The following is a 19,375-nucleotide window of genomic DNA, read 5'->3' on the forward strand; positions in this document are numbered from 1 at the left end:
CCCTCCCCTTTTTTATCAAGTAGCTGACCATGGTGTGTTGGTTGTCATACTATCCGCAAACGCTTCATTAAATTGATGGTTTGCGATTCTTTTTTGACGACGCTCTTCATATCCACTACAGACCATTTTTTCTTCTTTTGTAGCAGCCTCAATCAGTGGCACAACAATCGTTGGATGCTCAGCTGTTGGAACAGCCACAAAAGTCATAAAGCTTGTTGCCGCTAAATAACGCTTTCCAGTTAACAGCTCTTCTCCCATCACTTTTGCAAAAATCTCCATTGAGCGTTTGCCTACTCCTGTCACATAGGTTTCAACACAAACAGAATGATCCTCAAAAATAGGATGTAAAAAATCAAGCGAATCGGTTGACGCTGTTACACAAACAGCTCTGCTATGACGCGTAGCCGAAATAGATGCTGTGTCATCAATCAGACTCATTAATTTTCCACCAAATAAGGTCTTATGTTGATTTAAATCATAGGGAAAAACACGATGAGTTTGAACAACTCTCGACTCTCCACAAGTTTTTGTTAAACGCTTTGTTTCTTGATTCATGATCCTAATTCCTCCAATAGTTGATTCCTTCTTACTTATTATATCATTATTTCCTTTTAAAATTCCCTTTAATTGCCTTCAAATAAACTAGCAGATTTTTTTAACTTCCTCTATAATAAAAATCAGAGAGAGGAGATCCTTTATGCGTAAACTTATTTTATTTGGAGACAGTATTACAGCTGGCTATGCCAATGATTTTGTTTCTCCCATTTTAACTAAAAAATTAGCTACCTATTTTCCAGAAGAAACAATTCTAAATGTCGGAATCCCTGGAGACACGACAGTCGATGGCATTGCTCGCTTAGAAAAACACGTTTTAAGCAAACAACCAGATTTCGTTACTGTATTCTTTGGTTCAAATGACGCATCCACTGGTCTACTGGTGCCAATTGACGAGTATCGACTCCATCTAACTAAGATGATTGAAACCATTGGAGCGTCAAAAGTAATTTTAATCACACCTGCTTTAAGCAATCAGGCACTCCAACAAGCAGAACGCCCAAATAGTCGCTTAATCCATTATGGAAATATCGTCCGTGAATTGGCAACTCAATACCAAACAAAGCTAGCTGAATTGCAATTGGCTATGCTAGATCGACCTAATTATTTAGATTGCCTTCAAGAAGACGGTTTTCACTTTAGCGAAATCGGCTATGACGTTTTAGCCGAGGAGATTGCAAAAGCCATCAAAGCTTAAACAAGAAGACAGCCCTCTCAAAAAAGAGCTGTCTTTTTATTGATTAAAAAAGAGAAACCATTAAAGAAATCCCTGCAACGCCAAAAAGAATCGACCACATAATATTTTTAGTCCAATAAGCGACAAACAAAATAAGTACGGCAGGTACTAATTTTAAATTCGTAACCGGATTTATCGAAAACGCTCCTTGCCAGAAAAAGATATCTGAACAAATTAGCGCAGAAAAAATAGAAACTGGAATAAAGGACATCCATTTCACAAACTTAGGTGGAATTTCCCGATTGCTTAATAGCAACATCGGCAACATTCTTGGTAAATAGGTTACTACTGCCATTCCCAAAATTAAATAAAGCTGTTCACGACTCATCAGACACCGCCCCTTTTTTGGAAGTCAAATACTGATCTATGAAAAATCCCACAAAAGAAGCTAGAATAGCCGCAATAACTAAGGCAATATTATGCTTCAATAAAATCATTAACACCACCGAAAAAAAGCCTGCAACAATCCCTACTACTAAAAATAATGGAGAAACAAACTGCATCACTAATAAGCAAATAAACATCGCAATCAGCACATAGTTCATAATCGTTGTATTAATGCTTAAATTACTGCCAATAATTCCTCCTATAAAAGTACTTATTCCCCAAACGACATACGGAATAATCCCTGTTTTCAAGGCCTTCGTCTCACTCCATTCATGATTATGAAATTGATTGTAATTCACTGCATAGCTCTCATCTGCTAAGGAGTGCGTGTACAAGAAAATCATTGGAATCGAACTGTTTTTAAAATGCGTTGACATACTTGAACTCATTAGAACATGTCTTAAATTTAAAAAAAACGTCATCATAATCATTGCCGGCACTGTTGCCCCCATCACAAGCATCGAAGCCACCATAAATTGTGAAGCTCCTGCATATACAAGCAAGCTCATTAATAAAATACTTAACGGGCTGAATCCAGCATCATACAACACCATTCCACAAGCCATTCCCAATGATACAAAACCAATTGTTACTGGATAAATGACCTTTAAAGCCTCTAACCATTCTTGCTTTCTCATATTTATGTATCCCCACAATTGTATCTGCCATTATAGCATAAAATCTCATCTTTTTTTCATTTATTTTTAATAAAAATCCAGTCTAAAAAATTTCTCTATTTATCTCTTCACAAAAATGGCAAGAAACGTTAAAATAAAAGACGTAATAAAATGAATCATACTATATTAGTAGAAAGGAAAATTTAAATTGAATAAAATCAAAGTACACTATTTAGCTCTAAGTACATTTTTTTTACTAATGAGCTTTTCTTTACATAATCTATTTTTTATGTTTAAAGACTTTTTAACTATTCGAATTTTTATGTACATATTGGGATTAACCTGTATCTTTTTAAGCTCTATATGTGGAATTTACAATTTATTGAAATTTTCCCGTTATGAAAAAAGTTTTTATTTAACAGCATGGGTTATAATTTTTATCGATATACTCTATTTAACAGTGCAAACTTTTCTTTTTTTCTTTCAATTAGGTTTACTGTTGCCTAATTAGACAGCTCTCTTACGGATTAAAATAAAAGAAGATTACATATTCTAAAATAAGTTGTAAAAAAAAAGCATTCTTGTAGAGTTTACAAGAATGCTTTTTGCAACTAATTTTAAGAACAGCAACGGAATAAGCAACAAAACAATTGGTTCCTTTTTTATAAATAATATTTTTTACTAACCGATAAATCTTCATTTAATTCATAAACTAACGGTTGACCTGTTGGAATTTCCAATGCCATAATATCGTCATCTGAAATGCCCTCAATGTATTTTGCTAAGGCACGCAATGAATTGCCATGTGCTGCTACTAAAACAGTTTTGTGATCCAAGATAGCTGGAGCGATTTGATCTTCCCAGAAAGGAATAACGCGTTCTAGCGTTACTTTCAAATTTTCACCCATTGGAATACGACTTTTTTGTAAGTTTGCATAGCGACGGTCATTTGTTGCAGATCCTGGATCCGTTGGTGCCAATAATGGTGGCAAGGTATCATACGAACGACGCCATAATTGAACTTGGTCTGCACCATATTTTTCAGCTGTTTCTTTTTTATTTAAGCCCTGTAACGCTCCATAATGACGTTCATTTAAGCGCCAAGATTTTACTTCTGGAACCCATAATTGATCAGATTCTTCTAACACGATGTGACAGGTTTTAATGGCCCTTTTTAAGACAGAAGTAAAGGCAACATCAAATTCAAGGCCTGCTTCTTTGATTTTACGACCTGCTTCCGTTGCTTCTGCTAATCCTGCTTCACTTAAATCAACATCCACCCAACCGGTAAATTGATTCAAGGCATTCCAATCACTCAGTCCGTGACGTACAAAAACTAATTTCATTAAAATCCCTACTTTCCTCTTGTTGATACAACTATTGTACACCTAAATACTAGAATATGCGAAAATTTTATTTGTAGAACGAAAAGAGATTTGCTATGATACGTAAAGAGTCCTTTTCCAACAAATACTCTATCATTTTGAATGAAGGGAACGATTCATTTTATGTTAAAAAAAATCGTTTATAGCGCTTGGTTGATTAGTATTATTTATTTTATTTGTTACTTAACAATGCCTTTTCTTGAAAATGCAGTAAAAAACGGTGGCTTGATGATCTACATTCATGTCATTATGGATTTAATTTTAATTGGCGGCTTTTTCTTTGTATTTGTATCAATTATCCGTTTCTTTTTTGCAAATCCAGATAAATAAAAAAAACGAATTCCACTAATGGAATTCGTTTTTTTATTAATGTTTTAAGGCTTTGTAGTATAACGCTGAGACAAATACAGCTCCACCAACAATATTGCCTAAATAAACTGGAACAAAATTTTGAATCAGTTGACTCCAAGTTGCACCACCTTCAAAGATCGCAGCTGGAATCACGAACAAATTAGCCACACTATGTTGAAACCCAATCGCAACAAAGGTCATGACAGGAAACCAAATCCCTAACATCTTACCTGATGCATCTTTAGCACCGTAACATAACCATAAAGCTAATCCTACAAACCAATTACAGCCGATTCCTGAAATAAAGGCTTGCAGCGGACTAGCCGCAACTTTCCCTTGAGCTAAAGTGACTGTTTCATGTAAAAAAGCACCTGAACTTGTTAAGCCTACGATATGACCAAAAAAGTACGCTACGAAAAGTGCGCCAACAATGTTAGCTACTGTAATCGTCAACCAATTGATAAGCAATTCTTTCATTGTTACCTTTTTATCCAACCAAGCAGCCGAAACAGCCATCATATTTCCTGTAATCAACTCGCCTCCACCTAAAAGAATCACAATCAAACCGATTGGGAAAACACAAGCGCCAATAAAGCTTGCAAAACTTCCCCATTCTTCAATCATTGACGAGGCAACCCGAATATAAGCTAAATAGCCTAACGAAATCATCGCCCCTCCTACAAATCCAAGTAATAGCTTACTTGATAACGGTTTGGCAATTTTCTTTTTGCCCATTTGGATGGTAATGTCTAGAATTTCATCTGGTGTGTACATCGTTTCATTTCACTCCTACTGATTAATTAATTAAATCGTATTTTATCATTTATAAGTTCTAATACTTTCTTATTTTACTTGATTTTTTTGAAATTACAATCTTTTTTGTGTTTTTTTTCACAAGATTTAATAAAAAGTGGATTCAAAAAAAGAGATCGACAAAAACGATTCATTAGTCGTTTTTGTCAATCTCCTTTAACTAGTTGAATTAACGCACTTCTTTCACAACTGGACCATTCTCATAACCCACAATGACAGTATTCACACGATCTAAAAACAAGCCATGCTCTACCACGCCTGTTAAGCCATCTAACCACGTTGCTAAGGCATGTGGTTCCTTGATTTCTTTCATGTTTAAATCAATCAATAAGTGACCGCCATCTGTTACATATTTTTCACCAGCTTCATCTAAGCGAAATTCTGGTTGATAGCCTTTTGCCTCAAAAATTTTAAACAATTGAAGACTTCCGTAAGGCATGACTTCGATTGGCAATGGGAACGTGCCTAATTCATCAACCATTTTGCTTTCGTCTACAATCCAAATCACTTTTTTAGAATAATCTGCTACGATTTTTTCAAATAACAGTGCACCGCCGCCGCCTTTAATGCCTTGAAAGTCACGACTGATTTCATCTGCTCCGTCAATCGTAATGTCAATCACATCTACTTCGTCTACACTTTTAAGTGGAATGCCTAAGCCTTCAGCCTGTTCCTTCGTTCTTGTTGACGTCGTTACACCAATAATATTCAAACCTTCATTCACTCTACGTCCTAAAGCTTCCACCATGTAGTAAGCAGTAGACCCTGTTCCTAATCCAACTACCATACCCTCTTTGATGTATTCAGCTGCTTTTTCTCCAACCATCTGCTTTAAATTCACGTCTCGTTCCTCCTAAAAGTTATCTATTTATTTTAAGCCGCATAAACCAATTCAAATTGTTCGCACACAATCTCCATTGAGGGGCTAAACTCCCAATCCATTTCAGCGAATTCACGCTTGAAAAACGCTTCATGTTCTTCACGCCAGTAGGCTAGGGTTCGATCGCCTTCCCCTTCTTCGTAAGCGATGGTTTCTGGAACTTCTTCAAAAGAGTAAATTGTTACTTTACGATTTTGAACAATCCCCATTGCTTCACCATTTCCATCCAAAATAACTGAATAATCACCAGCTTTTGGAATCGGCTCGTTTTCTAATTTATAACCATGCAACGCACTACAAGTAGCTGTTTTCAACCCTGAAAGCACCAATGCTGAAAGTTCATCGGCCATTTCTTTTGAGTCGCCAAATGCCCAAACAGAGTACGTATCTGGTACGTTTGGATTTTGTAATTTAAAATTCTGCCAAAGCTGTTTTGCGGATTCATTTTCCATATCAAACACCATTCTTTCTTTCGCAACTAATAACACATTGCGTCGTGAATCAATAAAATAAATCCTCTCAATTTACTAGGACGTGTTAGTTATTTTATTAAATTTTGTTTAAGACCAGTCTTATTGTACCATATTTTTTTCAAGGATAGGAGATAATCTCTGAGAATGAAGATGTCTCTTATACTGTACCCCAATAAAAAAGCTTCAAATCTTTTAGACTTGAAGCTTTTCCTTCTTATTCTTTTTCGAGTTTTGATTTAATTTTTTCTTCTTGACCTGTCATTCTAGCATAATTATAAAAGCGTATTTTTGCGTCTTCCACCGTTTTTTCAAACAAATGATCTGCAACGCTAGGATTGGCTTTTGAAAGAGATGAGAAGCGCGTTTGGGTCATCATAAATTCTTTCATATCCGCAAATTGAGGCTTTTTGTAATCAAGAATCATTGGGATTTTCCCTTTTTCACTTAACAACGGATTAAAGCGATACAATGACCAATAACCAGAATCAACTGCTTCCTTCGTTTCCTTCAAGGCGTTGCCCATACCGCCTACCAAACCATGAACAATACACGGTGTATACGCAATAATCAATGAGGGGCCTGGGAATTTTTCAGCTTCTTCAAAAGCTTTAATCGTTTGAGCTTGGTTGGCTCCTAAAGCGATTTGTGCCACGTATACATTTCCGTAACTCATTGCCATCATCCCTAAATCTTTTTTAGAAGCGTACTTTCCACTAGCTGCAAATTTTGCAATCGCAGAAGTTGGGGTTGCTTTTGATGTTTGGCCGCCTGTATTCGAGTAAACTTCGTTATCCATCACCAACATATTTACATCTTCGCCACTCGCTAAAACGTGATCGATTCCGCCAAAGCCGATATCATAAGCCCAGCCGTCGCCGCCAATCATCCATTGACTCGGTTTAATGAAAAGATTCCGCTCTTGATAAATCTCTTCCAAAATTGGCGCTTGTTCTTTTTCTTGAAGCAGAGCAAATAACAGCTCATTGGCACGTTCCTTAGTCCCTTCACCTTCAAGCATGCCATTCATCCAATTTTCAAAAGCTTCTTTTAACCCATCACTTGGAATACCCGCTTCAATGGCTTCAATCATTTTAAGGGCAATGCCTTCCCGTCTTGATTGATTTGCTAAATGCATTCCGTAACCATATTCAGCATTGTCTTCTAATAAAGAGTTTGACCACGCAGGGCCACAACCTTCACTATTCGTTGTATAAGGAGTTGCAGGACTTGATCCTCCCCAAATAGAAGAACAGCCTGTTGCATTAGCAATCATCATTCGATCGCCAAATAATTGCGTCAACAATTTCACATAAGGGGTTTCACCACAACCAGAACAAGCGCCTGAAAATTCCATTAACGGTTGTTCAAATTGTGATCCTCTAACTGTATTTTTCTTAAATGGGTTTGCTTTTGCTTTTAACGTCATTGAGAACGCCCAGTTAACAGCTTGCTCTTTTTGTTCTTCATATGGACGCATTTGAATGGCTTTTTCTTTAGCCGGACAAGCGGCCACACACAACCCACAACCTGTACAATCATCTACTGCCACTTGGATACGGTAGTTCAATCCATCTGCTCCACGGATATCCCGTACAATATAACCAGCTGGTGCTTCTTCCATTTCTTCTTCATCTGCTAAAAACGGACGAATCGCTGCATGAGGGCAAACAAAGGCACATTCATTACACATGGTACAATTTTCAGGAATCCATTCTGGGACTTCTAAAGCAACCCCACGTTTTTCATAAGCAGCCATACCAACTGGGATTTCGCCACTTGTCATCTTGTTATCGATTAAGTTTTTAACTGTTAAAGAATCTCCTTCTTGACGATTCATCGGTTCTAAAATATTGAAAACAAATTTTGGCAAATGACTTGTGTCTCGCTCTTCTTCACTAACTTCTTCCGTTGCCCAACTTTCAGGAATCGTCACTTTATGAACTAATTCAACTGCTGCATCAATCGCTTTTTGGTTGGTCTCTGCAATTTTAATAGATTTTTTCCCATAAACCGCCATTGCATCAGCTTTCATCAAATCCACGACTTCCTCAAACGGCATAATTTCTGTTACCTTGAAAAAAGCAGTTTGCATAATTGTATTGATCCGTCGGCCTAATCCAACTTCATTCGCTAACTTAACCGCATTAATGGTATAAAATTGGATATCATTTTCAACTAGGTATTTCTTTAATTTAGTTGGCAGCATTTTGCTAAGTTGTTCATCGTCCCAAGCTGTATTTAACAAGAAAATACCGCCTTTTTTCAAGCCTTTAACGAGATCGTATTGATTTAAATACGCCGCAGTATGGCAGGCAACAAAATCAGCTGTTTCAATTAAAAAGCTTGATTTGATTGGCTCTTGACCAAAGCGTAAATGGGAAACGGTCAATCCGCCAGACTTTTTAGAATCATAGGAAAAATACCCTTGTGCATACAAATCAGTATGATCCCCAATCAATTTAATGGCTGATTTATTCGCTCCCACCGTTCCATCACTACCAAAGCCCCAGAATTTTGCTTGATACGTTCCAGCTGGTGTTAAATCAATTTTTTCCCCTTTAGGCAAGGATAAATACGTCACATCATCCACGATTCCAACTGTAAATCTCGGTTTCAATGACGTTTCATCTTGACTTAAATGGTCAAAAATCCCTAAAATATCGCTTGACGTCACGTCTTTTGATCCTAGACCATATCGTCCACCAATTACTTTTGGACGTATCGCTGAATCATAAAGGACACTTTGAACATCTAATAAAAGTGGCTCTCCACCTGCTCCTGGTTCTTTTGTACGATCTAAAACAGCAATTCTTTCGACTGTTTTTGGCAACTGCTCAATAAAGCTTGCAACTGGAAATGGACGATACAAGCGAATATTCATCAAGCCCACTTGCTTGCCTTGACTATTTAAATAGTCCACAACTTCTTCAATAACCGGCGTCACAGAGCCCATTGCAACAAGAACTTCTGTTGCTTCAGCATGCCCATAATAATTCACCAAATCATAATTCGTTCCTCGCAACTGGTTGATTTCATCCATGTAGTGTTTCACGATCGTTGGAACAGTTTCATAATGACTATTAATCGTTTCTCTTTGTTGAAAATGAATATCAGGATTTTGGTTTGTTCCACTAACCGTTGGATGATTTGGATTCATCCCATTATGACGAAAGACTGTCAGAGCGTCTTTGTTCATAAGACCTTTTAATTCATCGTATTCTAAGACATCGATTTTTTGAATCTCATGACTTGTACGAAAGCCATCAAAAAAGTTTACAAAGGGTAATGAACTTTCTAGTGTCGCTAAATGTGCAACAGCAGATAAATCCATCACTTCTTGAACACTGCCTTCACAAAGCATGGCAAAACCTGTTTGACGAGCTGCCATTACGTCACTATGATCGCCAAAAATATTTAGCGCATTCGTTGTGACTGCGCGACTGGCAACGTGAAAAACAGTTGGCAACAATTCGCCTGCGATTTTATACATATTGGGAATCATCAACAGCAAGCCTTGTGAAGCGGTGTAGGTCGAGGTTAACGTTCCGGTTTTTAGCGACCCGTGAACAACGCCTGCCGCGCCTGCTTCTGATTGCATTTCAACAACTTTCACTTCTTGCCCAAATAAATTTTTCTTGCCATCTGATGACCATTGATCCACTAATTCGGCCATTGTTGAACTGGGGGTAATTGGATAAATCGCTGCAACTTCAGTGAACGCATATGAAATATAGGCCGCTGCCGTATTGCCATCCATTGTTTTTTGCTTTCTCATGTCTTCTCCTCTTTTCAATTTGTTGTTTTAACTAAGTTTGTGCAAAAATAATTTTCTATTAACCCTTTTATTTTAATGTTCTTAGATCATAAATACAAGTCAATGAAGGTTTTTTCACGAAAACATCATGAATTATTGCTTCATATAAGGTTAAGAAATAATACAATTAGTGCTTTTTTGCTAATCGTCCTTACTTTTGTTAAAATAGGTAGGAATTTATCATATGTTTGATTTCTTTAATCATACTAAAATTGGAGGATATCTATGAATACCACTCATTTAAAAACCGTCACTTCCGATGATCTCGGTGAGCTTACTCTTTTAGTAGGAGACCCCGCTCGCGTGACACTCATCTCTCAGAATTGGGAACAGACACGAGTCGTCTCCCAAAATCGAGAACTCACTTTAGTCAGTGGCTTATGGAAGGGCAAAAGAGTTTCTATTTGTTCAACTGGAATGGGCGTAGGATCAACCGAAATTGCTGTAATCGAGCTGATTCAAAGTGGTGCTAAACAATTTGTTCGTTTAGGAGGATGTGGTGCTTGGAGTAACGACATTCAAGCAGGTGATTTAATGTTTAACCATGGAATGGTACGGGACAAAGGGATGCTAGCTAGTTATGTACCGGATACTTATCCTGCAACTGCTGATCCAGTTTTACTCGGAAAACTAACTGCAAAAGCAAGAGAAGATGGCTTTACTAGTCATGTTGGATTAGGCATGACCACGCAATCTTATTACTTAGGTCAAGGCAGAGACCCTCAACTTTCTAATGGACCCAAAGGAGATCCTGCTTTCATGTCTTTCTGGCAAGAGCGGCATGTGTTAAATTGTGATATGGAAACAGCTGTGCTTTATTTATTAGCCTCTCTCTATCAAATTCCTGCTGCTAATTGTTTAGTGGTACATCTTAGCCGTATGAATCAGGAAAAAATAGAAGATACAGACTATGAAATACTTCATCAAAATGCTGCTGAATTGGTGTTAACAGCTTGTTTAACATAAATGATTTCCCAGGAAATAAACAAAAAGAGTACCTAAAATATTAGGCACTCTTTTTGTTTTATTTTACTACATTCACATCAATTGCTTGATAGAAAGCTTTGTCAGTATCTCCGATATTCCATACTGCTAAAATAACATGATATCCCGTACGGTCTGATGGGATTGTTACCATTTGTGTAGGGTCTACAACTGGCAATGCTCCATTGTCATTTTGTTCAGTTACCAATTCAAAATTTTTGATATCTAATGGTTGATTTGGGTCCCAACCTTGTTTAGTCATGTAGTAGTCCCAAGATTTAGTTGAATGAACTGCCGTTAAATGCCAAGTAAATGGTTGTACACCTGTTTTAATATCTGTTTTATGCCATCTTTCAGCTGTTTGTTCATCTAATAATGAAAAACGAGAAATTCCTGCACTTGCTAATTTACCAGTCATAAAAGTATTTTTGTAGTTTTCGACACTTTGTGGTTCATACGCGGCATCCCCAATATCTTTATTTAATGTTCCACCTAATTCAGTTCCTTTAAAAATGCGACTTGCAGGTGAAGAAACATAACCATGTGCTGAAGCTGTTGATGTGTATGCTGCAACTCCTCCTAATACCAATGTAACCGTTAAAACAAATTTCAATAGATTCTTTTTCATAATCACTTCTCCTCTTATTCTATTTTGTTACTTTTTAAGAATAGCACACCTATATTTTTATAATTATAAAAATTAAATTATTTTTATTTTTTATTTAACACTTAATTTTTATTGTCATTAGACCAATTTAACACTATAGTCTCGTTCTTTATTTTTTAAGGATTGTACATCATTTTTTTTAACGGATTTTATCATTTATCTAACTCTTTTTATGCCACTTCATTCTTTTTTATTTCGAAATGAAAATACCAATTTTTATATAACATCGACATATAAATTAAATTATGATTAAAAACAGCAACTTTAGTTTATTATTTTTATGTAAAAAAATGCCATCTCTACTTAAGAAATGGCATTATCGTAGTTTATTTTACAACATTTACATCAATCGCTTGGTAGAATGCATTTACCGTGTCATTGATTGTCCATACTGCATAGATTACATGATAGCCTGTGCGATTTGCTGGAATGGTTACATTGTGGGTAGTTGGTGAAGTCGGAATCGCACCATTATCATTCACTTGACCAATTAAATCAAAGTTTTTAATGTCTAATGGTTGATTTGGGTTCCAGCCTTCTTTTGTCATAAAGTATTTCCAATTAGTTGTGCTGTGTTTTGCTGTTAATGTCCACGTAATAGGTTGAACGCCTGTTTTAATGTCTGTTTTATGCCATCTTGTTGCGGTTTGTTCATCTAGCGGTGCAAATTGTGTTAAACCAGCACTTGCTAATTTACCAGAAATAAAAGTGTTTTTTAATGTTTCAATACTTTGTGGTTCCCATTGAGCTTGTCCAACATTTGCGTTTAAATTACCACCTAAGTTACTGCCTTTATAGGCACGACTGCCTGGTGATGATACATATCCATGTGCCGATGCTGAAGCTGTGAAAATACCTAATCCCCCAACAACTAATGCTGCCACCAAAATAAATTTTATCAACCGATTCTTCATTAAAACATCTCCTCTTCCTATTTTTTGTTTCCGCTTACAAATTGAATATTAACATAATGTTATAATGTTGTCTAAAGATACCCTTTGATTTATTCATTCTTTTTAAGTAGTTAAAAGTATATTTATGTAATCACAATTATACCAATTATGATTAATTAGACAGGTATAAAAAAAGATATCCCTCTAAACCTGATAGGGAATATCTTTCACTGTTAGATTAATTGGTATTTTTTAAAACTTTGATAGATACCATCTCGATTGTGTGTTGCAGTCACATCATCTGCAATTCTTTTTAACTCCTCACTTGCATTTCCCATTGCTACTCCAACATTTACCAACTCAAACATTTCAATATCATTATGAGCATCGCCATAGGCCATGGTTCTTGAAACCTCTTCCTTAAGGTGTTCAAGCAATTGAGTAATCGCAACTCCTTTGTGAATTCCTTTCAAGACGATTTCGCCACTGTCTTTTCCAAAAACAGGAACCGTACTTCGCATCACATTAAATTCAGTCCCAAATTTTTCTTGAACCACTTCAAAAGGAACTTGATTGTTGATAAAGGAAACTTTATTAATAGTAGAATAATCGATAGAATCATTTTTTTCAGTCAAATAACTACAAAAGACATCTAAGGTTGATCTTAAACTTTGATAATCCTCACTTGCTTGATTTATGTCCGAAAAGACAATTTCATTCATTGTTGTTACACAGTTTAAGCTAGAAAATAACCCATCATTTGACTCTAAATAATAAGCCACACCATTTTCATCTAAAAAATCAATTAAATCTAACATTGTCTCTTCTTTAAATTTCAAATGACTTAGAACTTCACCATTGCTTTCAACATATCCTCCGCCAGCTCCTATTAAGCCATCAAAGCCAATCGACATGATTTCTTCATTAAGCTCTGATTTTGAACGTCCTGTACATAAATAGACCAAATGCCCTTTCTTTCTTGCTGCTTTAATCGCCGTTGTAGCTGACTCTGGTACACGTCCAGTATCGTCACAAAGCGTCCCATCTACATCTATAAAAATAATCTTATGACTCATTTTGTCTCCCCATCTCTAAAGTTAATCGTCTCTTTGTTTCTACTATAAAGTATGGGATGCATTTCATGTCAAGCATTCATTTGGTATCAATGATACAGCAGGTCATGAATAATCTCTTTTTTACTCATTTTACTTGGGAAGAACGTCGGCCAATTAGTCATTTCCGTCAACAACGCTTCGTGACTCTCATTTCCCATGTAGATATGAAAATGACCACTCTTATGAGGTTCTATAAGGTGATCGCTAAATTGAACATACTTTGGAGCCTGTGTTTCTTCTGTCTTAGAAGTAAAAAGATAACGAACTCCTTTTTTTCCCGATTCATAGGTTAAAATTTGATAGCCTGCAGATTCATACTCTGCCTCTTGCCACTCACCATCAATAAAATAAGCAATTTTATTAGCGTAAATGTCAATGGAATCTACATTTGATTTGTATCCTGCTTCATAATATTTTTTGTATTCATCGACAGTTTTATCCCCCGTCTTAGCTTTTTCTTTAAATACTTCCTCTAGTGAACCATCCACTAAATAGGGATAAATCGATTTCCAAGAGCCTTGCCAATCTGAAATGGAACGTTCTTTGACTTCATTATCTTCAAAAATTCCCTCGCTTGCTTTTGTGGCGTGATGATGAGTGTGTGTTTCGGTTTCTTTTTTTTCTAATTGACTAGAAGACGTCTCAGTTTTGTTTGTTTTTTCATTTTTCATACATCCCGCACTTACAATTGCAACTATCATTACTAAAACCAATGCCATCTTTTTTTTCATAATGCTCCCCTTTTTAACTCTTGCTTGTTTTAGTGTCTTTGTTCGTTCAATTAATGCAACTAAAATTATTTTGTCAGCTGTATCCCTTGTTTAGTTCTCTTTCTTTTATGTTCATGGATAAGTTTTAATGCTCTTTTTCGTGTTTTTCTATTTGTACTTTTAACTAAACGACGATAGGCGCTTGATAAATCTTGTTTTTCCATATAGAGTCTCTCCTGTCATTTTATTATATTGTGACTACCTAAAAATAGTCTACCAGCTTGCTTTTTTCACACCTGGAATTTGACCCTTCAATGCCAATTCTCGAAAGTTAATTCTCGATAAGCCAAATTTGCGTAAATATCCTCTGGGACGGCCATCTAGTTGATCTCGATTTCTTAAGCGATTCGGATTTGAATCTTTTGGTAATTTTGCTAAGGCTTGATAATTTTTTTGTTTTTTTAATTCTTTACGAATTAAGGCATAGTCACGAACCAGTTGACGTTGTTTTTCTGCTTTTACTATTTTTGATTTTTTTGCCATTGTCTTCTCTCCTTTAATAATTAAATTTCCTTTATTAGATTTAAATCGTAATCGTTACGCTTTATGTTTTTATCATACTATCATGTTGATTTTTAATTGTCAACTACTACCTTTCTCTTATTGCTTAGAAATAAAACCTAAAAAAGCACAGTTTTTAAACAAACTGTGCTTCTTAATTAAATTAATTTGCTGAATAAATATTGAAAAAGTCTGCTGCATTCCAACCGCCAATGTTTAGATACAAACGATCGCCTACATATTTTTCTCCTACAACTTTATACTTATCTTGATTATTGATTTTTCCAATTACGATAGCGTTTGGATTCGATGGATCATCATATAGTGGAAGTGGATTTTCAATTGAAAAATTCATTTTATTCCAATTCCTTTCAATAACATTTTTTTCAGGGAATATTCTCTTTAACTATCTTTTATCCATAATAGTGATCAGTTATTATCTTAATACCTATTCTATCTTCCTTTCTTCAGTCACACCTCTCTAAATTCTTGTTATTCTCTTTCAAGATATCGTCACTTTTCTTTCAAAAGTCTTTTTGAGGTGTATTTTAATTCAAAAAACAGGCAATTGCAGTCTACTTAGACCGCAATTGCCTATTTTTTTATTTTCGGTACATCTTAAACTCTAAAAACAAATCATTGTAAATCGCTAAATAGTCCGCACCTAAATCTTGATACACTTCTAGATGGGACATCGTTTCATCACTTGGATAAAACTGTTTATCATTTGCGATTTCTTTTGGTAGATACTTCATGGCATCCTTATTCGGCGTAGAATAGCCAATATATTCTGCATTTTGTGCTGCATTTTTAGGCTCTAGCATAAAATTAATGAAGGCGTAGGCTCCTTCTTTATTTTTAGCGGTTTTAGGAATAACAAAATTATCAAACCAAAGATTAGAGCCTTCACTTGGAATCACGTAATGCAGATGTTCATTGTTGTCTAACATTTCACTGGCTTCTCCAGAAAAAGTCACTGCAGCAGCACTTTCTTCTTGAATCATATACATTTTAATTTCGTCGGCTACGATGGCTTTGACATTTGGGGTTAAGGTACTTAATTTTGCTGCAGCCTCGTCTAGCTCCGTTTGGTTTTTACTATTTAGAGAATAGCCTAAACTATTTAACGACAGCCCCATTACTTCTCTAGCACCATCAATCAACATTAAATTATTTTTTAGTTCTGGTCGCCATAAATCATTCCAATGTTGCATATCACTCGCTTTTATATATTTATCATTGTAAATAATTCCTAACGTTCCCCAAAAATAAGGAATCGAATAGGTATTTTTTTGATCGAAAGCTAAATCCATAAAACGCGGGTCGATATGGTTTAGACCTTTGATCTTTGATTTGTCTAGCGGAACTAACATCTTTTCTTTGATCATTTTTTGAATCATATATTCGCTAGGAATTGTTAAATCATAGGCGGTTCCACCTTGTTTGATTTTTGTAAACATCGCTTCATTTGAATCAAATGTTTCATAGGAAATTTTATAGTTTGTTTCTTTTTCAAATTTCTTTATTAAAGAGGGGTCAATGTAATCTCCCCAGTTATAGAGGGTAATCGTATTGTTCCCTGAAAATCCTTGTGCTTTTTCTAAATGCTTTGCATAGGCGTAAAGTCCACCACATAGAATTAAAATGGCTGCGATTAAGGTTCCTAATTTTTTCATATCATATCCACCGCCTCAGCATGCTGCTTATGTCTTAGCTTTTGTTTTTTGCTGTAGTTGTGTTGTTGAATAAAATAATAACCTGAAACTAATGCTAGTGAGAAAACAAACATCAAGGCACTTAATGCGTTGATTTCTAAACTAACCCCTTGTCTGGCCCGTGAATAAATTTCTACAGACAACGTACTAAATCCATTTCCTGTTACGAAAAAAGTCACTGCAAAGTCATCAAGCGAATAGGTAAAAGCCATAAAAAAGCCTGCTAAAATACCTGGCGTGATACTTGGCAAAACAATACGACTTAGCACTTGAAGGCTATTTGCTCCTAAATCTCGCGCAGCCATAATCATCGAGTCATTCATTTCTTGCATTTTTGGCAAGACCATTAGCACAACAATTGGAATGCTAAAGGCAATGTGAGAAAGCAAAACTGAACCAAACCCTAGTCCTAAACCTAAAAAGGTAAAGAAAATCAAAAAGCTTGCCCCAATGATAACGTCAGGAGAAACCATCAAAATATTATTGAAGCTAAGCAACGTATTTCTTGTTTTTCTGTTTTTTGTATAATAAATGCCCATTGCCCCAAACGTTCCAATCATCGTTGCAATCAATGCTGACAGAAAGGCTACCAATAAGGTATTCAAGACAATGGTAATCAACCGTTTGTCTTCAAAAACCGCTAAATAATGTTCCCAAGTAAAGCCTGAGAAGCCATTCATATCACCGCCTGCGTTAAAGGAATAAAAAATCAAATAAAAGATGGGCGCATACAATAAACTAAAAACAGCGATTAAATACAAATTTGAACCTTTTAACAAGCCTTTTTTCATTTAAGTTTGCCCCCTTTTTTTTTCTTCTCCCCTGTTAAGAGCATAATGAAGACCATGGCAACAATTAAAACCACGCCAATCGTTGAACCCATCCCCCAGTTTTGTGTTACTAAGAAATGTTGCTCAATTGCCGTTCCAAGGGTAATCACTCGATTCCCCCCAATTAAACGCGTTAGCATAAATAAGGATAGTGAAGGAATAAAGACTGCTTGAACACCACTTTTCACACCGTTTAGTGTTAAAGGAAAAATAACTCGTCTAAAGGTTTCAAAATTATTCGCCCCTAGATCACGGCTAGCGCTAATATAAGAAGGGTTCAATTCTTCAATTGCATTAAAAATTGGCAAAATCATAAAAGGCAGTTCAATATAGGCTGCAACAAACATAAAGCTCACGTCTGTAAATAAAATTTGATGTCTGCCAATGCCAATAAATTCTAAAAAGTGATTGACGCTCCCATTCATGCTAAATATTCCAATAAAAGCATAAGCCTTCAAAAGCAAATTAATCCAAGTCGGCAAAATAATCAACATTAGCCACAATTGCTTGTGCTTCGTTTTATTTAAAAAATACGCCGTAGGATAGCTAATTAATAACGTAAATAAGGTAATTAAAAAGGCATACCAAACGGAATTAAAGGTCATTTTTAAATACGTACCTGAAGTAAAATACGTTTGATAATTTTCCAGCGTAAACTGACCCTCTACATTGAAAAAAGATTGATATAAAATCAATAATAGCGGGGCAATTACAAATAGCACTAGCCAAAAAACATAGGGAATAAAATAAAACGTTTTTGTTTGCTTTGTCATAACACCCCTCCTTAATCTTCCTCGTAACTTTCTAAACGTGCATCAAATTCTTCTTCTGTCTCATTAAATCGCATAACATGAATATCCTCTGCTTCAAAAAACAAGCCTACTTTTGCTCCAATTGTTGCTTTTTTAGTCGAATGAACCACCCATTCATTGGCTTCGCTATCGTGACAAATAATTTCATAGTGAACACCGCGGAACAATTGTGTATCAACGGTTGCAACTAGTTTGCCTTTTTCAACCGATGTAATGGCTAAATCTTCTGGACGAATCACGATCTCAACGGCTTCATTATCTCTCATCCCTGCATCCACACATTCAAAGGTATGCCCGACAAATTTCACTTCATAATCAGCCACCATATGACCTTTTACAATATTGCTTTCGCCAATAAAATTCGCAACAAAGCGGTTAATCGGTTCGTCATAAATATCCACTGGCGTTCCACTTTGAATAATTTCCCCTTTGTTCATCACAAAAATCTCATCACTCATCGCCAAGGCTTCTTCTTGATCATGGGTCACAAATACAAATGTAATTCCTAAACGACGTTGCAGTGCTCTTAATTCATATTGCATTTCTGTTCTCAACTTTAAATCTAACGCGGATAAAGGTTCATCTAATAAAAGCACTTCTGGTTCGTTTACTAACGCCCTCGCAATGGCTACTCGCTGACGTTGACCACCTGACATTTCACTAATCCCACGATTTTCATAACCAGATAATTGAACCATTTTTAGTACATCTTTTACTTTCTCTTTAATCAAAGTCTTATCCATTTTTTTAATCGTTAGCCCAAAAGCGATATTTTCAAAGACATTCATATGAGGAAATAACGCGTAGTCTTGGAAAACCGTATTTACTTTTCGCTTGTTTGCTGGAACATCGTTAACCTTTTTTCCATCTAACAAAATCGTTCCTTCTGAGGCTTCAATAAACCCTGCAATCAATTTTAAAATCGTTGTTTTTCCACAACCAGATGGTCCTAATAAGGTATAAAATTTGCCACGTTCAATTTCAAAATCAATTTGCTTTAAAACCGGCTCATCCTCGTCGTATTGTTTCACCACATGTTCAAATGCGATAATTGAATTTTTTGTCATTTTAAATAAC

22 protein-coding genes are annotated in these 19,375 nt (G+C 35.8%); 3 read left to right on the forward strand and 19 right to left on the reverse strand.

Annotated elements, in window-relative coordinates; translation table 11 throughout:
• Positions 1-15: 15 nt before the first annotated feature.
• A complete protein-coding gene (locus CDIMF43_RS12965) occupies positions 16-555 on the reverse strand; it encodes an acyl-CoA thioesterase (protein ID WP_074401566.1) in 540 nt (179 codons plus the stop codon).
• Positions 556-697: 142 nt separating this feature from the next.
• Between CDIMF43_RS12965 and CDIMF43_RS12970 the strand changes: the two genes are divergently transcribed.
• On the forward strand, positions 698-1,252 hold the full coding sequence (locus CDIMF43_RS12970) for a GDSL-type esterase/lipase family protein (RefSeq protein ID WP_109842252.1): 555 nt from the start codon (positions 698-700) through the stop codon (positions 1,250-1,252).
• Between the two features lie 43 nt (positions 1,253-1,295).
• Here CDIMF43_RS12970 and CDIMF43_RS12975 read toward each other — a convergent pair whose 3' ends face one another.
• The 3 genes from CDIMF43_RS12975 to gpmA form a co-directional block, all read right to left on the reverse strand.
• Positions 1,296-1,619 carry an AzlD domain-containing protein gene (locus CDIMF43_RS12975; RefSeq protein WP_109842253.1) on the reverse strand — a complete coding sequence of 108 codons (324 nt, stop codon included), beginning with the start codon at positions 1,617-1,619 and terminating at the stop codon, positions 1,296-1,298.
• Entirely contained in the window at positions 1,609-2,316 is a 708-nt protein-coding gene (locus CDIMF43_RS12980; protein ID WP_109842254.1) for an AzlC family ABC transporter permease, read from the reverse strand. The genes CDIMF43_RS12975 and CDIMF43_RS12980 overlap by 11 nt, the downstream gene beginning before the upstream one ends.
• 641 nt (positions 2,317-2,957) lie before the next feature.
• A complete protein-coding gene (gene gpmA / locus CDIMF43_RS12985; protein ID WP_034568270.1) occupies positions 2,958-3,641 on the reverse strand; it encodes a 2,3-diphosphoglycerate-dependent phosphoglycerate mutase in 684 nt (227 codons plus the stop codon).
• Positions 3,642-3,803: 162 nt separating this feature from the next.
• On the opposite strand from gpmA, the gene CDIMF43_RS12990 reads away from it, so the two are divergent.
• Positions 3,804-4,010 (forward strand): pyrimidine-nucleoside phosphorylase, encoded by a 207-nt coding sequence (locus tag CDIMF43_RS12990; protein ID WP_109842385.1) that lies wholly within the window; start codon positions 3,804-3,806, stop codon positions 4,008-4,010.
• A gap of 36 nt (positions 4,011-4,046) precedes the next feature.
• On the opposite strand, the gene CDIMF43_RS12995 is transcribed toward CDIMF43_RS12990, so the two are convergent.
• The 4 genes from CDIMF43_RS12995 to nifJ form a co-directional block, all read right to left on the reverse strand.
• Positions 4,047-4,805 carry a formate/nitrite transporter family protein gene (locus tag CDIMF43_RS12995; RefSeq protein ID WP_109842255.1) on the reverse strand — a complete coding sequence of 253 codons (759 nt, stop codon included), beginning with the start codon at positions 4,803-4,805 and terminating at the stop codon, positions 4,047-4,049.
• A gap of 208 nt (positions 4,806-5,013) precedes the next feature.
• Entirely contained in the window at positions 5,014-5,685 is a 672-nt protein-coding gene (gene rpiA / locus CDIMF43_RS13000) for a ribose-5-phosphate isomerase RpiA (protein WP_109842256.1), read from the reverse strand.
• Between the two features lie 32 nt (positions 5,686-5,717).
• A complete protein-coding gene (locus CDIMF43_RS13005; RefSeq protein ID WP_074401816.1) occupies positions 5,718-6,176 on the reverse strand; it encodes an ASCH domain-containing protein in 459 nt (152 codons plus the stop codon).
• 235 nt (positions 6,177-6,411) lie between these two features.
• Positions 6,412-9,972: a pyruvate:ferredoxin (flavodoxin) oxidoreductase gene (gene nifJ, locus CDIMF43_RS13010; RefSeq protein ID WP_109842257.1), complete on the reverse strand. Its 3,561-nt coding sequence runs from the start codon at positions 9,970-9,972 to the stop codon at positions 6,412-6,414.
• Between the two features lie 264 nt (positions 9,973-10,236).
• On the opposite strand from nifJ, the gene CDIMF43_RS13015 reads away from it, so the two are divergent.
• Complete coding sequence (locus CDIMF43_RS13015; RefSeq protein WP_074401560.1) at positions 10,237-10,977, forward strand: nucleoside phosphorylase; 741 nt, start codon at positions 10,237-10,239, stop codon at positions 10,975-10,977.
• 58 nt (positions 10,978-11,035) lie between these two features.
• Here the strand turns inward: CDIMF43_RS13015 and CDIMF43_RS13020 are convergent, their stop codons facing one another.
• The 11 genes from CDIMF43_RS13020 to CDIMF43_RS13070 all read right to left on the reverse strand — a co-directional run bounded on the left by CDIMF43_RS13020 (position 11,036) and on the right by CDIMF43_RS13070 (position 19,365).
• On the reverse strand, positions 11,036-11,623 hold the full coding sequence (locus CDIMF43_RS13020; RefSeq protein ID WP_074401559.1) for a lytic polysaccharide monooxygenase: 588 nt from the start codon (positions 11,621-11,623) through the stop codon (positions 11,036-11,038).
• A 365-nt stretch (positions 11,624-11,988) separates the two neighbouring features.
• Positions 11,989-12,576 (reverse strand): lytic polysaccharide monooxygenase, encoded by a 588-nt coding sequence (locus CDIMF43_RS13025; protein ID WP_074401558.1) that lies wholly within the window; start codon positions 12,574-12,576, stop codon positions 11,989-11,991.
• A 212-nt stretch (positions 12,577-12,788) separates the two neighbouring features.
• Positions 12,789-13,631: a Cof-type HAD-IIB family hydrolase gene (locus CDIMF43_RS13030; protein ID WP_109842258.1), complete on the reverse strand. Its 843-nt coding sequence runs from the start codon at positions 13,629-13,631 to the stop codon at positions 12,789-12,791.
• A gap of 86 nt (positions 13,632-13,717) precedes the next feature.
• Positions 13,718-14,401, reverse strand: coding sequence for a ZinT/AdcA family metal-binding protein (locus tag CDIMF43_RS13035; protein ID WP_233218329.1), 684 nt, complete (start codon positions 14,399-14,401; stop codon positions 13,718-13,720).
• A gap of 65 nt (positions 14,402-14,466) precedes the next feature.
• Positions 14,467-14,604, reverse strand: coding sequence for a putative metal homeostasis protein (locus CDIMF43_RS13040; RefSeq protein WP_109842259.1), 138 nt, complete (start codon positions 14,602-14,604; stop codon positions 14,467-14,469).
• A 49-nt stretch (positions 14,605-14,653) separates the two neighbouring features.
• Positions 14,654-14,923 carry a 30S ribosomal protein S14 gene (gene rpsN, locus CDIMF43_RS13045; protein ID WP_074401554.1) on the reverse strand — a complete coding sequence of 90 codons (270 nt, stop codon included), beginning with the start codon at positions 14,921-14,923 and terminating at the stop codon, positions 14,654-14,656.
• A gap of 181 nt (positions 14,924-15,104) precedes the next feature.
• Positions 15,105-15,296: a hypothetical protein gene (locus CDIMF43_RS13050; RefSeq protein ID WP_109842260.1), complete on the reverse strand. Its 192-nt coding sequence runs from the start codon at positions 15,294-15,296 to the stop codon at positions 15,105-15,107.
• A gap of 247 nt (positions 15,297-15,543) precedes the next feature.
• Complete coding sequence (locus tag CDIMF43_RS13055) at positions 15,544-16,617, reverse strand: ABC transporter substrate-binding protein (RefSeq protein ID WP_109842261.1); 1,074 nt, start codon at positions 16,615-16,617, stop codon at positions 15,544-15,546.
• Positions 16,614-17,447: an ABC transporter permease gene (locus tag CDIMF43_RS13060; RefSeq protein ID WP_034568244.1), complete on the reverse strand. Its 834-nt coding sequence runs from the start codon at positions 17,445-17,447 to the stop codon at positions 16,614-16,616. Before CDIMF43_RS13060 ends, CDIMF43_RS13055 begins: the two co-directional genes overlap by 4 nt.
• The gene (locus CDIMF43_RS13065; protein ID WP_109842262.1) at positions 17,444-18,259 is read right to left on the reverse strand and encodes an ABC transporter permease; all 816 of its coding nucleotides are present in this window, start codon (positions 18,257-18,259) and stop codon (positions 17,444-17,446) included. Before CDIMF43_RS13065 ends, CDIMF43_RS13060 begins: the two co-directional genes overlap by 4 nt.
• Positions 18,260-18,270: 11 nt before the next feature.
• Positions 18,271-19,365, reverse strand: a complete 1,095-nt coding sequence (locus CDIMF43_RS13070) for an ABC transporter ATP-binding protein (RefSeq protein ID WP_074401548.1) — start codon at positions 19,363-19,365, stop codon at positions 18,271-18,273.
• Positions 19,366-19,375 lie beyond the last annotated feature (10 nt).

The organism is Carnobacterium divergens (genome assembly GCF_900258435.1).
In the GTDB taxonomy this organism is placed as follows: Bacteria; Bacillota; Bacilli; order Lactobacillales; family Carnobacteriaceae; genus Carnobacterium; species Carnobacterium divergens_A.

Bases quoted from the DNA above. Each gene is read 5' to 3' on its own strand.
- CDIMF43_RS13030 (WP_109842258.1), bottom strand. From the start codon at position 13,631: ATGAGTCATAAGATTATTTTTATAGATGTAGATGGGACGCTTTGTGAC.
- CDIMF43_RS13025 (WP_074401558.1), bottom strand. From the start codon at position 12,576: ATGAAGAATCGGTTGATAAAATTTATTTTGGTGGCAGCATTAGTTGTT.
- CDIMF43_RS12995 (WP_109842255.1), bottom strand. From the start codon at position 4,805: ATGTACACACCAGATGAAATTCTAGACATTACCATCCAAATGGGCAAA.
- CDIMF43_RS13035 (WP_233218329.1), bottom strand. From the start codon at position 14,401: ATGAAAAAAAAGATGGCATTGGTTTTAGTAATGATAGTTGCAATTGTA.
- CDIMF43_RS12975 (WP_109842253.1), bottom strand. From the start codon at position 1,619: ATGAGTCGTGAACAGCTTTATTTAATTTTGGGAATGGCAGTAGTAACC.
- gpmA (WP_034568270.1), bottom strand. From the start codon at position 3,641: ATGAAATTAGTTTTTGTACGTCACGGACTGAGTGATTGGAATGCCTTG.
- CDIMF43_RS13020 (WP_074401559.1), bottom strand. From the start codon at position 11,623: ATGAAAAAGAATCTATTGAAATTTGTTTTAACGGTTACATTGGTATTA.
- rpsN (WP_074401554.1), bottom strand. From the start codon at position 14,923: ATGGCAAAAAAATCAAAAATAGTAAAAGCAGAAAAACAACGTCAACTG.
- CDIMF43_RS13015 (WP_074401560.1), top strand. From the start codon at position 10,237: ATGAATACCACTCATTTAAAAACCGTCACTTCCGATGATCTCGGTGAG.
- CDIMF43_RS13040 (WP_109842259.1), bottom strand. From the start codon at position 14,604: ATGGAAAAACAAGATTTATCAAGCGCCTATCGTCGTTTAGTTAAAAGT.
- CDIMF43_RS12990 (WP_109842385.1), top strand. From the start codon at position 3,804: ATGTTAAAAAAAATCGTTTATAGCGCTTGGTTGATTAGTATTATTTAT.
- CDIMF43_RS13065 (WP_109842262.1), bottom strand. From the start codon at position 18,259: ATGACAAAGCAAACAAAAACGTTTTATTTTATTCCCTATGTTTTTTGG.
- CDIMF43_RS13005 (WP_074401816.1), bottom strand. From the start codon at position 6,176: ATGGAAAATGAATCCGCAAAACAGCTTTGGCAGAATTTTAAATTACAA.
- nifJ (WP_109842257.1), bottom strand. From the start codon at position 9,972: ATGAGAAAGCAAAAAACAATGGATGGCAATACGGCAGCGGCCTATATT.
- CDIMF43_RS12970 (WP_109842252.1), top strand. From the start codon at position 698: ATGCGTAAACTTATTTTATTTGGAGACAGTATTACAGCTGGCTATGCC.
- CDIMF43_RS12965 (WP_074401566.1), bottom strand. From the start codon at position 555: ATGAATCAAGAAACAAAGCGTTTAACAAAAACTTGTGGAGAGTCGAGA.
- CDIMF43_RS13070 (WP_074401548.1), bottom strand. From the start codon at position 19,365: ATGACAAAAAATTCAATTATCGCATTTGAACATGTGGTGAAACAATAC.
- CDIMF43_RS13055 (WP_109842261.1), bottom strand. From the start codon at position 16,617: ATGAAAAAATTAGGAACCTTAATCGCAGCCATTTTAATTCTATGTGGT.
- CDIMF43_RS13050 (WP_109842260.1), bottom strand. From the start codon at position 15,296: ATGAATTTTTCAATTGAAAATCCACTTCCACTATATGATGATCCATCG.
- CDIMF43_RS12980 (WP_109842254.1), bottom strand. From the start codon at position 2,316: ATGAGAAAGCAAGAATGGTTAGAGGCTTTAAAGGTCATTTATCCAGTA.
- CDIMF43_RS13060 (WP_034568244.1), bottom strand. From the start codon at position 17,447: ATGAAAAAAGGCTTGTTAAAAGGTTCAAATTTGTATTTAATCGCTGTT.